Here is a 2,420-nt window from a genome sequence, read left to right as displayed (position 1 = left end):
CGGACCGGCGCCTCACCCTGTCCCGTGCCATCGGTGTCAGGCCGGGGTGTCTTCCTTGTCGCCGCGGAAGAGTGCGCGAATGTCGTGAAAGCTGGGTGCATCCGGGGTGATATCGGTGTAGTCGGGCAGATCGTCGAGGTCGGCGTCGATGGGGGCGGCCAGCGCCTCGGCCTGCTGTTGTGCCTGGTGTGCCGCGGTTCTGACGGCGTCCACGATCGACCGGCTCAACTGTTCCGGACTGCGGCGCAACGCCGCGGGGGTCAGCCGCAGATCGGTGAGCACACCGGCGGCGTCGACGGTCACCTCCACCGAGTGGTCGGGCGAAACGGCTTGTGTGCGAGAGGTTTCCACCTGCCGGTAGACCTCGGTCAGCCGGGCCTGCTGACGTTCGAACGCATCGAGGAGGTGGTCGAGCTGGTTGCGCATGCCGCTGTTGGCCGAGCGTAGGCCCTCACGCTCCCATCGGTCCATAACGCCCCTTCGACTCGATATCACCGGCGAACGGAAACACTCGCGGGGGTCTCGAATCTACCGAGGAAGTCTGCCGAGGTGCAGGGTCGCTCTTACTGCTGGTGGGAAGGCCGTACCTCGCTCCGCGACGGGTGCGCCGGAGCATCCGGCAGTCGTCCGGCCCGCGTGGGCGTCGGTGTCCGGCTCCCGGGCCGGACCGGCGCCTGCGACATCATCACCAGCGTGCGGTGCAGGACCTTCGCCGGACCACTGGCCTCGCCACCCCCCGACTCGACCGCGGCGAACGCTTCGGCCAGCGCCCGGGCGGGAACGAACACACCCTGTTCGAAGCAGCCGTCACCGAGCTGGGAACGCCATCGCTTGTAACCGCCGACCACCTGTGCCAGCGTCTCGCCCTGCGCGCCGTTCACCCGCAGGTACTCGGTGATCAGTGCGCGCTGCGCCTCCCCGCGTGCGCGGAGTCCTCCCGTCAGGTCGACGGCGGCACCCAACTCCCGCAGCATCGTCGTATGCATCGGCCGGTGCGGGGGTGCGTCCGGCGCGGTCGCCGGGCGTTTATCGGCCAGGAGCCGGGGATTGACGGCGGCGGTGCGAGCCAGCACGATCCATGGCGCCGGGATCTTCGATGTCGCTGCCACACTGCGGTTTTCGACGGCGGACAGCGTGCTCGCCACCTCGGTGATCTCGATCCCGCGCAGCACCGTGGGGTACCGGTCCAGCACGGCGTCGACGGCATCGGCGATGTCCTGGACGGTGCTTACGTCGATACCCGCCGATTCGAACCCGACGATGCTCAGGCCGTGCCGGGCGGCCATCTCGCGGGCGATCCGCATCGCCTCGGCGTCGGTCGGCTTGGTCGTCCGGGGCGGCGCCACCCGCGGCTTCGATCGGCGATCGGGACGGTCTCGCCGCGGGTCGTCGGTCTTCTTCCCGCCGGGCGGGCGATGCGGTGCCTGCGGCGGCGACACTCGCGGCGGCACGTCGTTCGCCGCTGCGGGCGGCGCGGCCGATGGCCTGGACCACGGCGTGCCCGACCTGTTCTGCGACCACGGCGACTCCGCCGCCGCACGACCGGCGGATGAGCGGCCGTCCGGGGTCGACGGCGCGTTCGGTTGCTTACCCGCCCGGGAGTTCTGTTGTCTCGCAGGATCTCCGGCCGTGGGCGGCGCCTGCGAGGTGGTGTCCGGAACTTCGTGCCCGGCCTGATCGTCGGGAGCGCCGGTGTCGGGAGAATCCGTATCGGACGGGTCGTTCGAACTCCCCGGGGACTGCTGTGGAGCCGCACCGGGGTCGGCGTTGCGGCCGGAGTCGGCGCCGGGTCCGGCGCCCGGGGAATTCGTGGATTCCGGACGCGGGCCCGGCCGGTCTTCCGGGCGCTCGGCGGCGGACGGCCGCTGTGTGGAATCGCCTGCGGTGTAGGGGTCTTCGGCAGGCTGCATCGCGGGGGCCGCGAACGGGTTCGAGGCTGGCGGCACCGCACCGTCACGGGTCAGGGGGTCCGAGCCCCGGACCTGCTGCCCGCCGCCGCGATCCCGCTGCTCGAACTCCTCGGCCGACTTGGCGAGATTGGCGCTCATCGCCCGCAGCTCGGCGACGAGATCCTCGAGACCCTCCAGGCCACGCTCGGAATCCGGTTCGTAACTCTTCGCGAACGTCTCACCGAGTTCGTCGTCGCCCCAGCAGCGGCCCTCGTTGGCGACGATCGCCCGCATCTCCCGCAGCATCTGCTCGGTCTCGTCGGCCTGCTGCTTCAATTCCGCTGCGGAGGCACGCAATTCGGCCGGGTCGACCGACAATGAGTCGCTCACACAGCCCCCTCGGGTAACGTCGCGCGGCACGCCGTCGGCACCGACCGGATCCGGGTTCGATTGTGGCCCACCCGCCAGGCGTTCCCACACCCGGGAACATTCGATAATCGGCGCATGTCGATGCTGTCTGCCCGGGTGAGA

At 70.5% G+C, this 2,420-nt stretch carries 2 protein-coding genes; both read right to left on the bottom strand.

The genetic code is table 11. From position 1 onward, the window contains the following. Nucleotides 1–36: 36 nt before the first annotated feature. Complete coding sequence (locus QH290_RS25540) at nt 37–471, bottom strand: YbaB/EbfC family nucleoid-associated protein (RefSeq protein WP_280385645.1); 435 nt, start codon at nt 469–471, stop codon at nt 37–39. A gap of 92 nt (nt 472–563) precedes the next feature. Further along, complete coding sequence (locus QH290_RS25535; protein ID WP_280385643.1) at nt 564–2,279, bottom strand: WXG100 family type VII secretion target; 1,716 nt, start codon at nt 2,277–2,279, stop codon at nt 564–566. Between the last annotated feature and the right edge of the window lie 141 nt (nt 2,280–2,420).

The organism is Nocardia wallacei, from assembly GCF_029869545.1.
Classification (GTDB): domain Bacteria; phylum Actinomycetota; class Actinomycetes; order Mycobacteriales; family Mycobacteriaceae; genus Nocardia; species Nocardia wallacei_A.
The sequence above is the reverse complement of the archived record's forward strand: the minus strand, read 5'-3'. Positions and strand labels throughout refer to the sequence as shown.